This window comes from Caballeronia sp. AZ7_KS35 (assembly GCF_023631045.1).
GTDB classification, from domain to species: domain Bacteria; phylum Pseudomonadota; class Gammaproteobacteria; order Burkholderiales; family Burkholderiaceae; genus Caballeronia; species Caballeronia zhejiangensis.
This window is the reverse complement of the sequence record NZ_JALQDV010000009.1, coordinates 71,142-88,299: the sequence shown is the minus strand read 5'-3', so window position 1 is coordinate 88,299 and position 17,158 is coordinate 71,142. Positions and strand designations below refer to the sequence as shown.

Below are 17,158 nucleotides of genomic sequence, written 5' to 3'. Positions count from 1 at the left end.
CTGTGATTTTCCGCACGCGCATCGCGCAGGGCGCGCTCGCGCGCGAGACAAGAAGTCGCGCGCCGCTCGGCCCATCGCGATAACGATCGAAACAATAAGGCGTCGCCATGTCTCAATTCTTTCGCATTCATCCGGATAATCCGCAGCCGCGGCTCATCAATCAGGCCGTGCAGATCATCAAGGACGGCGGTCTCGTCGCGTTGCCGACCGATTCGAGCTACGCGCTCGGCTGCCATCTCGACGACAAGGACGCGGTCGAGCGATTGCGACGCGTGCGCGGCATCGACGACAAGCAGTTGCTCTCCCTGCTCGTGCGCGACCTCTCCGAGCTGTCCAATTTCGCCATGGTCGACAACCAGCAGTATCGGCTGATCAAGTCGGTGACGCCTGGGCCTTACGTTTTCGTGCTGCAGGCGACCAAGGAAGTGCCGCGGCGGCTTTCGCATCCGTCGCGCAAGACGATCGGGCTGCGCGTGCCCGATCACGCGATCACGCTCGCGTTGCTGGAGGCGCTCGGCGAACCGCTGCTTGCATCGACGCTGATCCTGCCGCCCGACACCGAGCCGCTCAACGACGCCGAGGAAATCCGCGAACGCCTCGAAAAACAGATCGAACTCGTGATCGATGCCGGCGCGTGTCCGGCGGAGCCGTCCACGGTGATCGATCTTTCTTCGGGGGAGCCAGTGCTCGTGCGCGCGGGGAGAGGCAGTCTCGAACCGTTCGGGCTCACGGCGTAAGCGCCGCGCAGTAGCGCACACGGGCATACGACCCGATTAAGCGTTTGCTCACACCATGGGCGAAATAGTGCGCGCCCGGCGCCGCCGTGCGTGTCTGATCCAACCTGCCTGCTTGTTACAATACCGCCCTATGGATGCTTCCCTGATACAGACCATCGCGGTCTACGCGCTCCCCGTGATTTTCGCGATCACGCTGCACGAGGCCGCGCATGGCTACGCCGCGCGACTGCTCGGCGACAACACGGCCTACGTTCTCGGCCGCGTTTCGATGAACCCGATGCGCCACATCGACCCGATCGGCACGATCGTCATTCCGATCGTCCTTTACTTCGTGACGAGCGGTGCGTTCATGTTCGGCTATGCGAAGCCCGTGCCCGTGGCGTTCGGCAACCTGCGCAATCCGCGCTGGGGCAGCCTGTGGGTCGCGGCGGCCGGGCCGGGCAGCAACTTCGCCCAAGCGATCGTCTGGGGCGTGATCTTCGTGCTGCTGCGGGCCTTTCACATCGACGAGCCGTTCTTCACGGGCATGGCTCAGGCGGGCATCAGCGTGAATCTCGTGCTCGGCGTGCTCAATCTCTTTCCGTTGCCGCCGCTCGACGGCGGCCGTGTCGTCATGGCGCTTCTGCCGGTGCGCGCGTCCATCGCGTTTTCGAAGCTCGAGCCGTACGGCTTCTTCATCGTGATGGCGCTCGTCGTGACCGGCGTGCTGACGCGCTTCTGGCTCGGGCCGCTCGTGAACGTCGGCTATACGGCGGTGTCGGCTATCTTGAATCCCCTCGCTTCACTATTCCCATAACATCATGTTCCCTGACCGTATCTTCTCCGGCATGCGGCCCACCGGGTCGCTGCACCTCGGCCACTATCACGGCGTGCTGAAAAACTGGGTGCGGCTGCAGTCCGAATATCCGTGCTTCTTCGCAGTGGTCGACTGGCACGCGCTCACGACGCACTACGAGACGCCCGAGGTCATCGAGAAAAACGTCTGGGAAGTGCTCATCGACTGGCTGGCGTCCGGCATCGACCCGGCACAGGCGACGCTCTTCATCCAGAGCCGCGTGCCCGAGCACGCCGAACTTTCGCTGCTGCTCGGCATGGGCACGCCGCTCGGCTGGCTCGAACGCGTGCCGACCTACAAGGAGCAGATCGAAAAGCTGCGCGAAAAGGATCTGTCGACGTACGGCTTCCTCGGCTATCCGGTGCTGATGGCGGCGGACATCCTGCTGTATCGCGCGTCGCTCGTGCCGGTGGGCGAGGATCAGGTGCCGCACGTGGAAATGACGCGCGAGATCGCGCGCCGCTTCAACTATCTCTATGGCAAGGAGCCGGATTTCGAGGAGAAGGCGCTCGAAGCGGCCAAGAAACTCGGCGGCAAGCGCTCGAAGCTGTATCACGAGCTGCGCGTCGCGTATCAGCAGGAAGGCGACGACGAAGCGCTCGAACAAGCACGCGCGATGCTGCAGGAATCGCAAAGCCTGTCGATGAGCGATCGCGAGCGTCTGTTCGGCTATCTCGAAGGCGCGCGCAAGATCATTCTGGTCGAGCCGCAGGTTCTCCTGACCGAAGCGTCGCGCATGCCGGGCCTCGACGGCCAGAAGATGTCGAAGTCGTACGGTAACACCATCGGCTTGCGTGAGGACGCGGCGACCATCGAGCAGAAAGTCCGCAAGATGCCGACCGACCCGGCGCGCGTGCGCCGCACCGATCCGGGCGATCCCGACAAGTGTCCGGTGTGGCAACTGCATCAGGTCTACACCGACGAAAACACGCACGAATGGGTGCAGAAGGGCTGCCGCAGCGCGGGCATCGGCTGTCTGGAGTGCAAGCAGCCGGTGATCGAAGGCATCCTGCGCGAGCAGCAGCCGATGCTGGAACGCGCGCAGAAGTACATGGACGATCCGTCGCTGTTGCGCGCGATCGTCGCGGACGGCTGCGACAAGGCGCGCAAGTTCGCGACCGAAACGATGCGCGACGTGCGCGAGGCCATGGGGCTGTCTTACAACTGATGGACAGTGCGATCAGTCCGTGGGTCGCGCGCTGGGCGCATCTCGTCGCGCCCGGCGGCGCGGTCCTCGACGTCGCCGCGGGCAGCGGGCGCCACGCGCGCTGGTTCGCGGCGCGTGGTTTTTCCGTGCTGGCGGTCGATCGTGACGCGGACGCGCTCGCGTCGATGGCGGCGCTCGAAGGCATCGAAACGCTTGCCGCCGATCTGGAAAACGGCGCGCCGTGGCCGCTTTCAGGCGATCGAAAGTTCGATGCCGTCGTCGTCACCAACTATCTGCATCGGCCGCTGTTCGGGCACTTCATCGACGCGCTCGCACCCGGCGGCGTGCTGATCTACGAAACGTTCGCGGCGGGCAACGGCAGTATCGGCAAGCCGTCGAATCCGGCGTTTCTGCTCGAACCCGGCGAACTGCTCGAAGCGGTGCGAGGGCGACTGCGCGTGATCGGCTACGAAGACGGGTTCGTCGATGACCCGCGCCCTGCCTACGTGCAGCGAATCTGTGCGGTTCGCGCACCGCAGTCAGCGGAAAACCCACTCACGATTAGTAACATACCCCCGGGTCCGCCACGTTACGCGCTCGGCGGCTAATCCGCTACAATCGCGTAATATCGCTTTTTGCGATTAAATTCACGATTAAATTCATAGAGTTTCATGACAAACGGAACACACGGCGGCATCCAGATCCGCGGCAGTATCCCTGCCATCGTCACACCGATGCACGAGGACGGTAGTCTCGATCTGCCGGCGTTTCGAAAACTGATCGACTGGCACGTCGAACAAGGCTCGAACGGACTCGTCGTGGTCGGCACCAGTGGCGAGTCGGCCACTTTGTCGGTCGAAGAACACATCCTGATGATCCAGACGGCCGTCGAGCATACGGCCAAGCGCTTTCCGATCATCGCGGGCGCGGGCGGCAATTCGACCGCCGAAGCCATCGAGCTCTCGAAGCAGGCCAAAAAGGTCGGCGCCGACGCCACGCTGCAAGTCGTTCCGTATTACAACAAGCCGACGCAGGAAGGCATGTATCGCCATTTCAAGGCGATCGCCGAAGCCGTCGATCTGCCGGTGCTGCTCTACAACGTGCCGGGCCGCACCGTTGCCGACATGAGCAACGAAACGATCCTGCGCCTCGCGGACGTGCCGGGCATCATCGGCGTCAAGGAAGCGACGGGCAACATCGATCGCGCTGCGCATCTGATCAAGCACGCGCCGGCGCATTTCAGCATCTTCAGCGGCGACGATCCCACGGCGATCGCGCTCATGCTGCTCGGCGGACACGGCAACATCTCGGTGACGGCCAACGTCGCGCCGAAGGAAATGAGCCAGCTCTGCCGCGCCGCGATCGAAGGCGATGCGATCACCGCGCGCCGCATCCATCTGAAGCTGCTGTCGCTGCACAAGCAACTCTTCTGCGAATCGAATCCGATTCCGGCCAAGTGGGCGCTGCAGGCGCTCGGCCGCATGGAAGGCGGCATCCGGCTGCCGCTCACGCCGCTCGACGCGCGCTATCACGACGTGGTGCGTGGCGCGTTGCGCGACGCCGGGCTCCTCGCCTGATCGCATGGGGCGGCGCGCCGAGTCACAAGGAATCGAAAGCCGCGCCGCCGCACGTGATCGAAATGAACCACATCTTCAGTCATCAACCGCCGCTCATTGGCCTCGACATTGGCCTCGCTGAGCCGCTCGCCTAGAGCGGGTTCGGCGCGAGGCAATGCGCATCAGCAGCAAAGAAGGACCTCATGAAACGTTCCGCTCTTCTTACTCGTGCCAAACGCCTGGGCGTGCTGTCGCTCGGCGCCGGTGCGGTCTTCGCGCTCGCGGGTTGCGACACGCTCAACGACTGGCTCGCGCCGGATCGCGTCAACTACAAGGCTGCTGAAACCGCACCCTCGCTGGCCGTTCCGTCCGACCTGACCACGGCCGACATCAGCCAGCGTTATGCCGCGCCGCCCAAGATCAACTCGCTCGGCGGCGCCGCGGAGCGAGCGGTCACGCCGGCCGGCAACGCGACGCTCGGCGTGCCGAACGCGCAGGATCCGTTCGGCATGCACATCGAAAGCGATGGCGATCACCGCTGGCTCGTCGTCGATGGCCGTTCGCCGGACCAGGTCTGGGGACCGCTGAAGGAGTTCTGGGAAGAGAACGGCTTCACGCTCAAGACCGATGCCCCGCAGACGGGCATCATGGCGACGGACTGGGCCGAAAACCGCGCGAACATTCCGAACGACTGGTTCAGGAACAGCGTGGGCAAGCTGCTCGACTTCGCGTACTCGTCGGGTACGCGCGACATGTTCCGCACGCAGGTCGATCGCGCATCCGATGGCTCGACCGACATCTCCGTCACGCACAGCGCGATGGAAGAAGTGCTGACGGGGCAGGACAAGACGTCTTCGCGCTGGGAGGCGCGTCCGCGTAATCCGCAGCTCGAAGCCGCGGTGCTCACGAAGCTGATGCAGAAGTTCGGCCTGACCGAAAAGCAGTCGCAGCAGTTGATGGCGCAAGCGCGTCCGATCGGCGCGAAGGTCGCGGTCGACCCGAGCGCGGGCGGCTCCACGCTCGATCTCGCCGAGCCGTTCGATCGCGCCTGGCTGCGTGTGGGCCTCGCGCTCGATCGCACCAACTTCACGGTCGACAATCGCGATCGCGACAAGGGCATCTATTACGTCCATTTTTCGGACTCCATGGCGGAGCTGAAGAAGGATGGCCTCTTCGGCAAGTTCTTCTCGAGCAACACGCCGAAGCCGACGCGCCAGTTCCTCGTCAACGTGAGGCCGAAGGCCGACTCGGTCACGCAAGTCGGCGTCGTCGATGCGAACGGCCAGCCGGACACGTCGTCCGATGCGCAGCGCATCGTTTCCTTGCTGCACGCGCAGTTGAACTAACGACATCCTGAAGTGAAGACATCGTGAGATTCGCCAGTCTCGGCAGCGGCAGCGAGGGCAATGCATTGCTCGTCGAGGCATCGAGCGGTACGACGACGACGCGCGTGCTGCTCGATTGCGGATTCTCCGGCAAGGAGGTCGAGCGCCGTCTCGCGCGTCTGAACTGCCGTGCCGAAGATCTCGACGCCATCGTCATCACGCATGAGCACACGGACCATATCGGCAGCGCGCTGACGCTGGCGCGCCGCTGGTCGATTCCGCTGTACATGAGCTGGGGCACGGCGCGCGCGATCGGCGCCGATGAAGCCAAGGTCGAATTGAACGTGCTATGGGGCGATGAAAGCGTCGCCATCGGCGATCTGAGCGTGCTGCCGTACACCGTGCCTCACGATGCGCGTGAGCCGCTGCAATACGTGTTCTCCGACGGCGCGAGCCGGCTCGGCGTGTTGACGGATGTCGGCGTATCGACGCCGCATATCACGAGCGTGCTGAGCGGCTGCGACGCGCTCGTGCTCGAATCCAATCACGATGTCGAGATGCTTGCCGCGAGCCGCTATCCGCCGATGCTCAAGGCGCGTATTGGCGGCACGCATGGACACCTGAATAACGAAGCGGCGGCGGCCATTCTCGCGTCGCTGGATCGCTCCAAGCTGCGCCATCTCGTGGCCGCGCATCTGAGTCAGCAAAACAATCTGCCGCACCTCGCGCAGGCGGCGCTTGCGTCCGTGTTGGGCGCGAGTGCGGTGGACGTCGTCGTCGCGACTCAGGCGGAAGGCTTCGACTGGCTCACGCTCTGAATCGAAGATGCCTTGCGCGCCGACCGACGCCGCAAGCAGATACAAAAGCAGATACAAAAAAACCGGCCCAAGGGCCGGTTTTTTCGTTGGCAGACCGCATGAAGCGGCCTGCGGCGTAGCGCTAGCCTTACTGGCTTGCGCCCGATGCCGGAGCGGCAGCCGAAGCGGCAGCGTCCGAAGCTGCGCCAGCAGCCGAAGCTGCGTCGCTTGCAGCGGCCGAAGCGCTCGATGCAGCAGCGTTTGCGTCCGAAGCAGCAGCAGCCGGAGCCGAAGCAGCCGACGTATCGCTTGCAGCGCTCGGAGCAGCCGTTTCGCTAGACTTGTTGCATGCAGCCAGAGCAACAGCAGCCAACAGGGATGCTACGAGGAGGGATTTCTTCATGATCACGTCCTTTTATGGTTAAAGGTAAGCAACAGCGCAAAGTACCGGTAATGTGTGCTCCAACACCGACCTGGGCCGCTGTGGAGACTCACAATTCTTTTTTATGTGAGACTTCCTACGGCTTGGCCGGAAATTATAGGCACTTTCGTAACGACCGTCGATAAATCAGGGGACGATACGTTGTCTTTCTCATACAAATTTTCATATTGCGGAACAGCAAATTTCTAGCATCTGCTGTATTCCGTGAAATCCTGTAAAGGCACGCCCGTCAAGGCAAAGCGCCCAAAAGAATCCAGCCCGCACGATACCATTCGTGTAGCAGCGCTGTCATTGTCGATTCGTCTGTAAGTGTTACAAAGCGTTTCGCCTCCAGAGACCGAGTATCGGCCAATTCAGGGAGCCACTTTTTCAGCTTCGACGACAAGACTTCCGCTTCGCCATTTACGAAATAAGAACGGGCGTTGTAGAGCAAAATGGTCTTTCTATCCAGCCTGACGCCTGTCTTTTTCGCTCGTTCTACAAATTTTTGCTCATTCAGCGCACGGTCGGGTGCATCGAACACGACGTTCGCTTTCGGCTCGCTCAGATAAGTACCCAGAAACTCCGCGATGTCCTTTTCGTTCCAGTTCACGTTCGCAAGTATCGCGCCAACGCGGTCGATCAGCAGCGCGGGCAGCGCCGCTGGATTCGACACCGGCTCCTGCGCCGGATCGCGATACCGCGCGTTGCCGCGAGCACCCTCCGATGCTTCACCGGCGCGCTCGGCGAGGTGATAGAGGAACTGAGCCGTGAGCTCGTGCGACGAGGGCGCGCGAAAGCCTATCGATGCCGTCATGCATTCGCCCTCGGCGATGCCGTCGTGTGCGATATGCGGCGGCAGATAAAGCATGTCGCCCGGCTCCAGCACCCACTCTTCCTCGGGCTCGAAGTGCTGTAAAACTTTCAACGGCAGTCCGGGTTTTAGCGAAAGGTCGCGCTGCGCGCCGATTCGCCAGCGCCGCTTGCCATGGACCTGAAGCAAGAACACGTCGTAAGAGTCGAAGTGCGGTCCGACGCCGCCGCCATCGGTCGCATAGGAGATCATCAGATCGTCGAGGCGCGCGTCCGGAATGAAGCGGAACCGGTTCATCAGCGCGTGTGCGCGGTCGTGATGCAGGTTCACGCCTTGCACGAGCAGCGTCCATTCACGCTTTTTGACCGATGGCAATTCGTCGGGCGCGAACGGTCCGTGCTCCAGATTCCACGCATTGCGAAAATGCGTGATGAGCCGCGCCTCGACGTCGTCGAGATCGGCAAGTTGGAACAGTTCGTCGCGTGCGAGCGGCGCCGCGATATCGGGAATCGCCTGCCGGATCAAGAGCGGTTTCTTCTGCCAGTAACGCCGCATGAACTGTCGCGGCGTACGGTTGCCCAACAGCGGTGTGAGTTCGTCGGGCAAAGGCGCGCGGGCATGCTCGGGAAGGCCGGAAACGGGGGACGGTGTTGCGTATGAGGGCCGCTTGGGCATCGTATAATCGAGGCTTGTATCTTGGAGGATCCAATGAAAATTGCGAAAGACACTGTCGTTTCGGTCGCTTACAAGCTATCGGATGCGCAAGGCAATCTGATCGAGGAGAGCGACGAGCCGATGGTCTATCTGCACGGCGGCTATGATGGCACGTTCCCCAAGATCGAGGAAGCGCTCGACGGTCACGAGGCGGGCTATGAAACGCTCATTCAACTCGAGCCGCAGGATGCATTCGGCGAGTACGATCCCGAGCTCGTGAAGGTCGAAGAGCGCAGCCGTTTTCCGGAGCCGCTGGAAGTCGGCATGCAGTTCGAAGGCACGCCCGAAGACGGCGATGACGATATCGACTCGCTCATCTACACCGTGACCGACGTCGCCGAAGACAAAGTGGTGCTCGACGGCAATCATCCGCTCGCCGGCATGGCGCTGCGTTTCGCGCTGTCGGTGCAGGAAGTGCGCACGGCGACGGACGACGAAATCGAACATCAACACGCGCACGGCGCGGACGGCCTGCATGTCGTCGATGACGACGAAGACGATGACGACGCACCGCCCAAGGACGCAGGTCCGACGCTGCACTGAGCGCGTCGGCCGATGAAGAAAGCGCAGCTACGGCTGCGCTTTTTTATTGCCCGTTCGTCGCGCCGGTCCCGTTCTGCACGCCCGACGCGGGCACGGGATAGATCGGCGGCAACGACTGCGGCGGCGTGAGGATCGGCGGCAGGTCGGATGCCGGCAGGGGCATCGACGGCGGCGCCGGCAGCGACTCGGGCAGGTCGTTACGCGGCAACGCGGGCGGCGCTGATGCGGGCATCGTCGGCTGAGGCGCGGGGTAAGGAGCCGGATAGGATGCAGCCGGCGTCTCTGGTGGCGCGACCGGTTCACGCGTGCGCGTGTCCTTCACATCGCGCACGCGCAGACGAAACGGCGGATGCCACTGCGCATCGCTCTGCACTTCGAGCCATTGCGATTGCGGCTTCTTGAACGCAATCGCGACGCGCGTGAGATTCGTAACGATCAAGCCCTTGTCGTTGCGCAAAGGTTGATCGATGTGAAAGCCGTTCGGCTCGGGCGCATCCGTGCCGTGAATCACGATCACGGGCCCGCGAAAACTTTCGGCCGCTTTCACGAGGCTGCGTTTCAATTCGAGAAAGCCATCGCGCGGCTGGTTCGTGCGCGAGAAGCGCAGCCACGCGAAGCGCTCGCGCCGTTCGTAGCGCGAAAAATCGGGATCGCCCTGCAACAGGATGACGAGCGCGCGCATCTCGGAACGTCGCGCCGATTCCGCCGCGTGTTCGAGCCAGAATGTTGTCGCGACGGCGCGATCCTCGAACTCGCCGTTGCGCCCGCCCGCGGTCAGATAGTGATTGTTCGGACTCGGTGCATTCAGCCCGATGAACGCGACGCCTTGCGCCTGCCAGCGCACGATTTCCCGGAAGGTCCGAAAGCGCGCGACATCGCTTTCGCGCGAGAGCGTAAGCGGGTTCTGCCCGAGCGACCCGGCATCGGCGAAAAAGAGCTGGCGCACGAAGTCGAGCCGCTCGACCGGATCGTAGGCACCCGCATGCGCGAGTCCGCAATCCGCCCAGTCGTGCTGGCCGAGCAGCAGCACGAGCGGCGTGCGCGACGCGTCGAGCAGATCGTGCCGCGACTGATAGACGCTGTCGCGGCACGGTTCGGCGCCGTCCTTCAAATTGCCGTCGTAGACGATGAACGCGATGTTGGGGTCGCGCCCGATCGCGTCGAGCATGCGGCGCACGGGCGCTTCGTCGGCTGGGCGGGAAATGGCGCCGGACAGAACCGCGAAGCCGAGCGGCGCGCTGCCCTCGGCGCGCGCCTGCGCGATCGTGCCGCACGCGAGTGCGGCGCCGATCGCCATGACGCGCGTCAAACGTGTCGCGGCACGCCCAACGCGCGAAGTGTCACGCTCAACGCGAGGCATCCGGCGCAAGCTTCGCCAGTTCATGCAGTTCGTAGAGCAGATCGAGCGCCTCACGCGGCCGCAGATCGTTCGGATCGAGCGCGCGCAGTTTTTCCATCACCGGATGTTCGGGCGCTTCCTTCGCTGGCGCTTCATCTTCATAAGGCGTGTAAGGCTGGCTCGCGAACAGGTCGAATTGCGCGGCGGGCTGGCTGATCGACTGCTGCTCCAAATGGACGAGATGCTTGCGCGCCGCGCGGATTACGGCGCCTGGCACGCCGGCGAGCTGCGCGACCTGCAGACCGTAGCTCTGATTGGCCGGACCTTCGCTCACCGCGTGCAGGAACACGATGCCGTGATCGTGCTCCACCGCCGACAGATGCACGTTGGCCGCCTGCGCAAATTCCGCGGGCAACTGCGTGAGCTCGAAGTAATGCGTGGCGAAGAGCGTGTAGCAGGCGTTGTGCGTGAGCAGATGCCGCGCGATCGCCCATGCGAGCGCGAGGCCGTCGAAGGTCGACGTGCCGCGTCCGATCTCATCCATCAAGACAAGGCTCGACGCGGTCGCGTCGTTGAGAATCGCCGCTGCCTCCGTCATCTCGACCATGAAGGTCGAACGTCCGCCCGCGAGATCGTCGGCGGCGCCGATGCGCGTGAAGATGCGATCCAGCGCGCCGAAACGCGCGCGCTTTGCGGGCACGTAACTGCCGACGTGCGCCATCAGCGCGATCAGCGCGGTCTGACGCATGAAGGTCGATTTACCGCCCATGTTCGGGCCGGTGATGAGCAACAGCTTGCGGTCCTGGCTGAGACAACAGTCGTTGGCGATGAACTGCTCGACCTGCGCCTCGACGACCGGATGCCGGCCCTGTTCGATATCGATGCCCGCGTCGGCGCTGAATTCCGGTGCGACCCAGTCGAGCGCGCGGGCGCGTTCGGCAAACGCGCACAGCAGATCGAGTTCCGCGAGCGCGCTTGCGACGCGCTGACAATCCGCGATGAAGGGCAACAGGTTCTGCAAGAGCGCGTCGTACAGCGCGCGTTCGCGGGCGAGGGCGCGTTCCTGCGCGGAAAGCGCCTTGTCTTCGAACGCCTTCAGTTCGGGCGTAATGTAGCGCTCGGCGTTCTTGAGCGTCTGACGGCGGCGATAGTCGTCGGGCACCTTGTCGGTCTGCCCGCGCGTGACCTCGATATAGAAGCCGTGCACCTTGTTGTACTCGACACGCAGATTCGCGATGCCGGTGCGCGTGCGCTCGCGCGCTTCGAGATCGATCAGGAACTGATCGCAGTTCTCCGAAATATCGCGCAATTCGTCGAGATCGGGATCGTAGCCGCGCGCGATCACACCGCCGTCGCGAATCAGCGCGGCGGGTTCCGCTGCGATGGCGTTCGTCAGCAGATCGAGACATTCGTGCGGCGGTTCAAGCCCGGCGTCGATGCGCTCGAGCGCCGGCGCATGCGTGGCGACTGCGGCGACGAGGGCGCGCAGATCGGGCAGCGCGGCGAAGGTATCGCGCAGGCTCGACAGATCGCGCGGACGCGCCGACAGCAACGCGAGACGGCCCGTGATGCGCTCGATGTCCGAAATCTTGCGCAGCGCGCCGCGCAGCGTGTCGAGGCCGCCGCTCGTGGGCGCGTCGAGCACTGCGCCGATCGCCTGCTGGCGCGCCTGAGCGATCGACGCATCGCGCGGCGGATGATGCAGCCAGTGGCGCAACAGGCGGCTGCCCATCGTCGTACAGCAAGTGTCGAGCAGCGAGAACAGCGTCGGCGATTCGGTGCCGCGCAGTGTTTCGGTGAGTTCGAGATTGCGTCGCGTGGCCGGATCGAGCCCGATGTACTCCGATTCGTATTCGACTTTCAGACTGCGCACGTGGCGCAACTGCTGGCCTTGCGTGGCGGCGGCATAGAGCAGCAGCGCGCCGGCCGCACCGCACGCGCAGGTGAGCGTTTGCGCGCCGAAACCGTCGAGGCTCGCGACATCGAGTTGCTCTCGCAAGCGCTGCGTGCCCGAGCCGACGTCGAAGTGCCACGCCGGCACGCGCGTGGTCGCGCCGGGATGCGTCACGCCGAGCGACGCCTGAACGTCGGTGATCGAATCGGCGATGAGCGTTTCCGCCGGACGAATGCGCTCGAGCGCCGCGCTGACCTGATTCGGCGCGACTTCCGCGAGACGCAATGCGCCGCTCGCGAGATTGAGCCACGCGAGGCCGACGCTCGTCACCACGCCGCGACGGTTGTGCGCGGGGCAGAGCGCCAGCAGATAGACATCGCTCTTATCGGAGAGCAGGGCTGCGTCGGTGAGCGTGCCCGGTGTGACGACGCGCACGACCTTGCGCTCGACCGGACCTTTAGATGTCGCCGGATCGCCGATCTGCTCGCAGATCGCCACCGATTCGCCCAGCTTCACGAGCTTCGCGAGATATTGTTCGCATGCGTGATGCGGCACGCCCGCCATCCTGATCGGATTGCCGCCCGATGCGCCGCGCTGTGTGAGCGTGAGATCGAGCAGACGCGCGGCTTTCTCGGCGTCGTCGAAGAAAAGCTCGTAGAAATCGCCCATCCGGTAGAAAACGAGCGTGCCGGGATGCTCCGCCTTGATGCGCAGATACTGCTGCATCATCGGCGTGTGCTGCGACAGGTCCGCGAGCGGCGCGGCGGTGTCTGGTGAGGTGTCGGGAGTTGCCGTTTGAGTGCCCATCTTGCGTGCTTTGAAGGCCAGAATGACTAAACGGCCGGGCGCGACGTGCGCCGGCCGTCGTTCAGCCGATAGAGCAGGAGTTTAACCTGTCGCGAGATGACGGCGAGTCGGCCGAATGGCCAACGAGATGTGTCTAGTCGATGTGCATCGCCCGCGCGAACGCCGCCGCCGGCACGGACGCGATGCCGTGCCGGCGGCGATTTCCGATGACGCCGGAGCGCGTCACGCGCGCCCGGCGAGATATCCGACGAGCAATGCGAGACCCGCCACCGCGCCGAGCGTGTGCCACGGCTTGTCGTGAACGAACTCGTCGGCGTAACCGGCTGCGTCGTTCAGTCTGCCGGTGAGCGCCGTGCCCGCGCCGTTCATCTGCGAACGGGCGGTCTTGAGGCGCGATTGCAGTTCCTTGCGCAGCTTGTCGGCATCGACGTCCCTTGCGCCGGAGATCGAGCTTTCCAGATCATCGAGCAGGCTGCGCAACTGGCTGCTCGCCGAATCGACCGCGTCGCTCGCACCACGCACCGCGCGCTGGCCGACATCGGCTGCGCCATTGATCTTGCTGTCGAGCGTCGAACGTGTGAACAATCCCATTTCCATGCTCCTTTATTGACGTTTGCCGAGGAATGAATATCGCCGGGTCCGTCCGCGATGCGCCATGCGGATGCCCGCGATCGGCCGCGCCGGGCCGTACATGGCGTTACGACCCGACCCCGCCGCCGGCGTTCCTCCCATGGTTTCCTCGTGAGCCGGCGCCGGGGCATGAACCCAGAATACACCGTTCACCGTGGAGCAAGGTTCATTCCTCGACGAGCGCGACGAGATCGGTTTCGCGCTCGTTGTGCGTGTGGCGGCGCATCGCCAGCGCCATCATCAGGCACACGAAGACGCCGAACGCGACGATGATCCACTGCACCGGCACCTTCTCCGTCAACAGCAAGGCGTAAGCGCCGAGCATCGCGAGCACGGCGAGATTCTGGTTGAAGTTCTGCACCGCGATGGAATGTCCGGCCGACAGCAGCGTCGCGCCGCGATGCTGCAGGATCGCGTTCATCGGCACGATGAAAAAGCCCGACAGGCCGCCGAGCGCGATCATCAGCGGATAGGCCATCAGGATGTACGCCGGCGCGAAGAGCGGACCGATATGCACGCCCGCGCCGGCCGGAAAGAGGTCCTTGTTGTAGAACGCCATCGCGACCGCGACCGCGCCGATCAGCACGCCGACCGGCAGCACTTTCAGCGACTGGCGCAGCACGATCCACGCGGACGCCGCCGCCGCGCCGAGCGCGATGCCCACGCCCGTCACGCCCTGCAGCACGGCGGCTTTGGAGAGCGACAGGCCGAGGTTCGCATCGGCCCATTTCAGCACGAGCAATTGCAGCGTGACGGCCGCGCCCCAGAGCAGCGTCGTGACCCACAGCGCGATCTGCGCGAGCTTGTCCTTCCACAGCACCATGAAGCAGCGCGAGAAATCGTGGACGAGCTTCGTCGGTTCGTTCAGCAGATTCGGATAGCGCGCGCCGGTATCGGGGATGAATACGTTGATGACGGCCGCCGACGCGTAGATCACCATCACGGCGAAGAGCGCGGCGTGCGCGGCGCTGCTCACGAACGGCAGATGCGCGTGCTCGACCCAGCGCCCGACGACCTGGCTCACGAGCGCGCCGCCGATCACGGTGCCGAGAATCGTCGAGCCGACCGTCGCCGATTCGAGCCACGCGTTCGCCGCGATCAGCTTTTGCGGCGGCAAGAGTTCGGTGAGAATGCCGTATTTCGCGGGCGAATAGGCCGCCGCGCCGAGGCCGACGACGCCATACGCGATCATCGGATGCACGCCCGCGATCATCATCGCGCAGCCGGCCGCCTTGAGCGCGTTCGACGTGAACATGACGTGGCGCTTCTGGATCGCATCGGCGAATGCGCCGACGAATGGCGCGAGCAGAACATACGAAATCGTGAAGAAGATCTGCAACAGCGGCGTGACCCACGGCGCGGAATGCACGACGGCGAGCATGGCGATCGCCGCGATCAGGAGCGCATTGTCGGCGAGCGACGAAACGAACTGCGCGGCGATGATCGTATAGAAGCCTTTCTTCATGAGCGGGAATAACGTGGGGCGCGGCGCGCGGCGTGAGAGCGGGGCGGGCGGAAGAAAGCGCGCATCGCCGTTGCCGGAACGAGGGCAAAGCTTGCACTGTAACGGAGCCCTGCATTCGGTGCAGAGCAGGCGGCGCGCCCGGGATGCGGAAGAGGTAAAACAAAAGGGGCGCAAGACGCGCCCCCTCGATGCGGCTTATTCGCCGGTCAGGCGCGTGCGCGAGTACATGTCGAGGATCTTGACCATCTGCGCGTAGACCTTCGGATTGGCGGCGACGATTTCGTTTCTGAACAGGAAATCCGATTCGCCGGTGTAGTTGCCGACGAGTCCGCCCGCTTCGGTCACGATGAGGCTGCCCGCCGCCACATCCCACGGATGGATGCCTTGCTCGAAGAAGCCGTCGAGACGGCCGGCCGCGACGTTCGCGAGATCCAGCGCCGCCGCGCCCGGACGGCGCAGCCCTGCGCACGACAGCGTCATTTCGCTGAAGAGGCGCATATAGGCGTTCAGACCCTGGCCGTCGCGGAACGGGAAGCCGGTGCCGATCAGCGCATCCGACAGACGGTCGAGCTTGCCCACGCGAATGCGTCGCTCGTTCAGATACGCGCCGCGGCCGCGCGATGCGGTGAAGAGGTCGTTGCGCGTCGGATCGTAGATGACCGCCTGCTGCACGACGCCCTTGTGCGCGAGCGCGATCGACACGCAGTAGTACGGAAAGCCGTGGATGAAGTTGGTGGTGCCGTCGAGCGGATCGATGATCCACTGAAACTCCGACTCGCGATCCGTCGCGCCGGATTCTTCGGCGAGGATCGAGTGATCGGGATAGGCGGTGTGCAGCGTCTCGATGATCGCGGCTTCGGACGCCTTGTCGACTTCCGTCACGAAGTCGTTGTGCTGTTTCTTGCTGACCTGGAGACGATCCAGATCGAGCGACGCGCGGTTGATGATCTGTCCGGCGCGGCGGGCGGCCTTGACAGCGATATTGAGCATCGGATGCATGAGCGAAATCCTCTGACCGCCCAGCAGCTTCGTGTGGACGGGAAAATTGGCGACAACGACTATGTCGACGAAAGACGAATTGAATAAGAGCGGGGCGTTCGCGCGAAGGTTCTTTGGAAGCCATGCAAGAACCGTTCGCCGCGCGCGAAGGCGCCATTTTACCCGAAAGTGGCCGCGCGGTTCCGGCGCATGGCCAAAGCGCGTTAACATATCGGGTCGCACTTTCTTCAAAATTCAGCACGAACCGCGCCTTGGAACCCAACGAACTTTCCGCGCCCGCCGGCGGCTTCACGTCGACGCGCTTCATCCTGGTCGAGCCGAGTCATCCGGGCAATGTCGGCGCGGCCGCCCGCGCGCTCAAGACGATGGGCTTCGCGCGCCTCGTCCTCGTCGCGCCGCGCGTGACCGACGTCAAGAACGAGCCCGAAGCCATCGCGATGGCCTCCGGCGCCGACGACGTGCTCGCGTCCGCGCATGTCGTCGACACGCTCGCCGATGCGCTCGTCGGCGTGCGCTGGTCGGTCGCGCTGACCGCGCGTATGCGCGAATACGGGCCGCCGCAGATGCCGCCGCGCGCGCTCGCCGAACGCGCGCATGAATTCGTGCGCCACGGCGATATCGCGCTCGTGTTCGGCAACGAGCGCACCGGGCTTTCCAACGCGGACGTCGAAAGATGCAGCGCGCTCGCACATATTCCGGCCAATCCCGCCTACAGCTCGCTCAATCTCGCGCAGGCCGTGCAGGTGCTCGCGTATGAACTACGCGTCGCGTTCCAGACGTCCGCGAGCCCGCTTGCCGTGGTGGAATCGGCGGGGCAGAGCGCATCGAGCGATGAAATCGAAGGCATGTACGCGCATCTCGAAGACGCGCTCGTCGCGCTCGATTTTCTCGATCCGGCCAATCCGAAGAAGCTGATGTCGCGCGTGCGGCGGATGTTCGCGCGTTCCGGGCTCGAGCGCGAAGAAGTGAATATTTTGCGCGGCATCGCGAAGCACATCCTCCTTCGGACGAAAAAGGACTGACCGCGCTGGCGTCGGGGGCATCGGGCAGACTGCGCGCGCTCGTCCTACAATCGGCGAAAAACGGCGAACGCCGATAAGCTTTGCGCGATTCGTGCAAAGCACTCGTCCCCCTT

Annotated in this window: 16 protein-coding genes; 9 read left to right on the top strand and 7 right to left on the bottom strand. The window is 64.0% G+C overall.

From position 1 onward, the window contains the following. Nucleotides 1–107: 107 nt before the first annotated feature. The 7 genes from NCT05_RS10605 to NCT05_RS10575 all read left to right on the top strand — a co-directional run bounded on the left by NCT05_RS10605 (nt 108) and on the right by NCT05_RS10575 (nt 6,418). Nucleotides 108–737, top strand: a complete 630-nt coding sequence (locus tag NCT05_RS10605; RefSeq protein WP_008341865.1) for an L-threonylcarbamoyladenylate synthase — start codon at nt 108–110, stop codon at nt 735–737. 130 nt (nt 738–867) lie between these two features. Next, entirely contained in the window at nt 868–1,533 is a 666-nt protein-coding gene (locus NCT05_RS10600) for a site-2 protease family protein (RefSeq protein ID WP_008341863.1), read from the top strand. 4 nt (nt 1,534–1,537) lie between these two features. Further along, nucleotides 1,538–2,740, top strand: a complete 1,203-nt coding sequence (locus NCT05_RS10595) for a tryptophan--tRNA ligase (protein ID WP_008341861.1) — start codon at nt 1,538–1,540, stop codon at nt 2,738–2,740. Further along, on the top strand, nt 2,740–3,327 hold the full coding sequence (locus NCT05_RS10590) for a class I SAM-dependent methyltransferase (protein WP_244807428.1): 588 nt from the start codon (nt 2,740–2,742) through the stop codon (nt 3,325–3,327). Before NCT05_RS10595 ends, NCT05_RS10590 begins: the two co-directional genes overlap by 1 nt. Nucleotides 3,328–3,390: 63 nt before the next feature. Next, the gene (dapA, locus tag NCT05_RS10585; RefSeq protein WP_008341856.1) at nt 3,391–4,296 is read left to right on the top strand and encodes a 4-hydroxy-tetrahydrodipicolinate synthase; all 906 of its coding nucleotides are present in this window, start codon (nt 3,391–3,393) and stop codon (nt 4,294–4,296) included. 182 nt (nt 4,297–4,478) lie between these two features. Next, complete coding sequence (gene bamC, locus NCT05_RS10580) at nt 4,479–5,621, top strand: NlpB/DapX family lipoprotein (protein ID WP_008341855.1); 1,143 nt, start codon at nt 4,479–4,481, stop codon at nt 5,619–5,621. Between the two features lie 23 nt (nt 5,622–5,644). Beyond that, nucleotides 5,645–6,418, top strand: a complete 774-nt coding sequence (locus NCT05_RS10575) for an MBL fold metallo-hydrolase (protein ID WP_008341854.1) — start codon at nt 5,645–5,647, stop codon at nt 6,416–6,418. A gap of 127 nt (nt 6,419–6,545) precedes the next feature. Here the strand turns inward: NCT05_RS10575 and NCT05_RS10570 are convergent, their stop codons facing one another. Beyond that, nucleotides 6,546–6,800, bottom strand: a complete 255-nt coding sequence (locus tag NCT05_RS10570) for a hypothetical protein (protein WP_074168913.1) — start codon at nt 6,798–6,800, stop codon at nt 6,546–6,548. 268 nt (nt 6,801–7,068) lie between these two features. Continuing rightward, nucleotides 7,069–8,307, bottom strand: a complete 1,239-nt coding sequence (locus tag NCT05_RS10565; protein ID WP_244807425.1) for a cupin domain-containing protein — start codon at nt 8,305–8,307, stop codon at nt 7,069–7,071. 33 nt (nt 8,308–8,340) lie between these two features. On the opposite strand from NCT05_RS10565, the gene NCT05_RS10560 reads away from it, so the two are divergent. Continuing rightward, nucleotides 8,341–8,889 carry an FKBP-type peptidyl-prolyl cis-trans isomerase gene (locus NCT05_RS10560; protein ID WP_008341850.1) on the top strand — a complete coding sequence of 183 codons (549 nt, stop codon included), beginning with the start codon at nt 8,341–8,343 and terminating at the stop codon, nt 8,887–8,889. A gap of 43 nt (nt 8,890–8,932) precedes the next feature. Here NCT05_RS10560 and NCT05_RS10555 read toward each other — a convergent pair whose 3' ends face one another. From NCT05_RS10555 to NCT05_RS10535, 5 genes are all read right to left on the bottom strand, one after another. Then, nucleotides 8,933–10,186, bottom strand: a complete 1,254-nt coding sequence (locus tag NCT05_RS10555) for a hypothetical protein (protein WP_250458346.1) — start codon at nt 10,184–10,186, stop codon at nt 8,933–8,935. Between the two features lie 49 nt (nt 10,187–10,235). Beyond that, nucleotides 10,236–12,929 (bottom strand): DNA mismatch repair protein MutS, encoded by a 2,694-nt coding sequence (gene mutS / locus NCT05_RS10550; RefSeq protein ID WP_034473073.1) that lies wholly within the window; start codon nt 12,927–12,929, stop codon nt 10,236–10,238. Nucleotides 12,930–13,151: 222 nt separating this feature from the next. Beyond that, on the bottom strand, nt 13,152–13,520 hold the full coding sequence (locus NCT05_RS10545; protein ID WP_008341847.1) for an ElaB/YgaM/YqjD family protein: 369 nt from the start codon (nt 13,518–13,520) through the stop codon (nt 13,152–13,154). Nucleotides 13,521–13,725: 205 nt separating this feature from the next. Continuing rightward, complete coding sequence (gene lplT, locus NCT05_RS10540; RefSeq protein WP_250478748.1) at nt 13,726–15,024, bottom strand: lysophospholipid transporter LplT; 1,299 nt, start codon at nt 15,022–15,024, stop codon at nt 13,726–13,728. A gap of 195 nt (nt 15,025–15,219) precedes the next feature. After that, nucleotides 15,220–16,023 carry an inositol monophosphatase family protein gene (locus tag NCT05_RS10535; protein ID WP_008341842.1) on the bottom strand — a complete coding sequence of 268 codons (804 nt, stop codon included), beginning with the start codon at nt 16,021–16,023 and terminating at the stop codon, nt 15,220–15,222. A gap of 122 nt (nt 16,024–16,145) precedes the next feature. On the opposite strand from NCT05_RS10535, the gene NCT05_RS10530 reads away from it, so the two are divergent. Beyond that, nucleotides 16,146–17,045, top strand: coding sequence for an RNA methyltransferase (locus NCT05_RS10530; protein WP_244807423.1), 900 nt, complete (start codon nt 16,146–16,148; stop codon nt 17,043–17,045). Nucleotides 17,046–17,158: the final 113 nt, after the last annotated feature.

Excerpts from the sequence above, each read along its gene's own strand:
- NCT05_RS10560 (WP_008341850.1), top strand. The coding sequence starts at position 8,341 with ATGAAAATTGCGAAAGACACTGTCGTTTCGGTCGCTTACAAGCTATCG.
- NCT05_RS10590 (WP_244807428.1), top strand. The coding sequence starts at position 2,740 with ATGGACAGTGCGATCAGTCCGTGGGTCGCGCGCTGGGCGCATCTCGTC.
- NCT05_RS10570 (WP_074168913.1), bottom strand. The coding sequence starts at position 6,800 with ATGAAGAAATCCCTCCTCGTAGCATCCCTGTTGGCTGCTGTTGCTCTG.
- NCT05_RS10565 (WP_244807425.1), bottom strand. The coding sequence starts at position 8,307 with ATGCCCAAGCGGCCCTCATACGCAACACCGTCCCCCGTTTCCGGCCTT.
- lplT (WP_250478748.1), bottom strand. The coding sequence starts at position 15,024 with ATGAAGAAAGGCTTCTATACGATCATCGCCGCGCAGTTCGTTTCGTCG.
- dapA (WP_008341856.1), top strand. The coding sequence starts at position 3,391 with ATGACAAACGGAACACACGGCGGCATCCAGATCCGCGGCAGTATCCCT.
- NCT05_RS10530 (WP_244807423.1), top strand. The coding sequence starts at position 16,146 with ATGCAAGAACCGTTCGCCGCGCGCGAAGGCGCCATTTTACCCGAAAGT.
- NCT05_RS10555 (WP_250458346.1), bottom strand. The coding sequence starts at position 10,186 with ATGGCGATCGGCGCCGCACTCGCGTGCGGCACGATCGCGCAGGCGCGC.
- NCT05_RS10595 (WP_008341861.1), top strand. The coding sequence starts at position 1,538 with ATGTTCCCTGACCGTATCTTCTCCGGCATGCGGCCCACCGGGTCGCTG.
- mutS (WP_034473073.1), bottom strand. The coding sequence starts at position 12,929 with ATGGGCACTCAAACGGCAACTCCCGACACCTCACCAGACACCGCCGCG.
- bamC (WP_008341855.1), top strand. The coding sequence starts at position 4,479 with ATGAAACGTTCCGCTCTTCTTACTCGTGCCAAACGCCTGGGCGTGCTG.
- NCT05_RS10605 (WP_008341865.1), top strand. The coding sequence starts at position 108 with ATGTCTCAATTCTTTCGCATTCATCCGGATAATCCGCAGCCGCGGCTC.
- NCT05_RS10545 (WP_008341847.1), bottom strand. The coding sequence starts at position 13,520 with ATGGGATTGTTCACACGTTCGACGCTCGACAGCAAGATCAATGGCGCA.
- NCT05_RS10535 (WP_008341842.1), bottom strand. The coding sequence starts at position 16,023 with ATGCATCCGATGCTCAATATCGCTGTCAAGGCCGCCCGCCGCGCCGGA.
- NCT05_RS10600 (WP_008341863.1), top strand. The coding sequence starts at position 868 with ATGGATGCTTCCCTGATACAGACCATCGCGGTCTACGCGCTCCCCGTG.